The sequence below is a fragment of the Vibrio sp. 2132-1 genome, from assembly GCF_033344315.1.
Genome location: NZ_JAWPON010000562.1, coordinates 1 through 601, shown reverse-complemented (window position 1 = coordinate 601; position 601 = coordinate 1). Strand labels below are relative to the sequence as shown.

General features: G+C 45.4%; 2 protein-coding genes. Both read left to right on the top strand.

Annotated features, from left to right (window positions below):
* A partial coding sequence (locus R8N47_RS26655; RefSeq protein ID WP_318186292.1) for a DUF2607 family protein occupies positions 1-83 on the top strand: 83 nt, incomplete at its 5' end.
* Between the two features lie 128 nt (positions 84-211).
* On the top strand, positions 212-601 hold a 390-nt coding region (locus R8N47_RS26650), incomplete at its 3' end, for a ZrgA family zinc uptake protein (RefSeq protein ID WP_318186291.1).

The following is a 601-nucleotide window of genomic DNA, read 5'->3' as shown; positions in this document are numbered from 1 at the left end:
CCCATTATGATGATGTCTCAGAGCGCTCGCATCATGTAGAAGAAGTATTCAGCGCTGCGCGTGCACCGCCTTATTTTGCGTAAACACTCAAACACAACCCAATTACGTTATTTCCAACGTGTATAGACGCGTTTCAATAACAGAACGTCAAATGAGTACTAATCTGAAATCAACCAGATCTCGGATTTATCAGCAAAATTAGGAAAGTAAAATGCCATCTAAACAGGTTTTAGCGATCGTTATCGGTTTGTCTCTATCGACAGTCGCAACAGCAGAAGAATACCGCCAACACAGTGCGCACGTTCATGGTCATGTTGAATTTAATATTGCCCAAGACGGCAGTGACTTGCTGCTCGAAATCACAGCTCCTGGTGCAGATGTGGTCGGCTTTGAACACGCACCAGAAAATGCAGAGCAAGAGAAAACTCTGCAACACGCGGTCGCAACGCTAGAAGATAGCAACGCACTGTTTGCGATTAACCCACAAGCACAATGCGAAATTGAAGAAGTTCATGTTGAACACACGCTTGGGGGGCAACATGAAGAACATGAGCACCATGATCATGAAGGCCATGACCATGATGAACACGCCCATCACGAT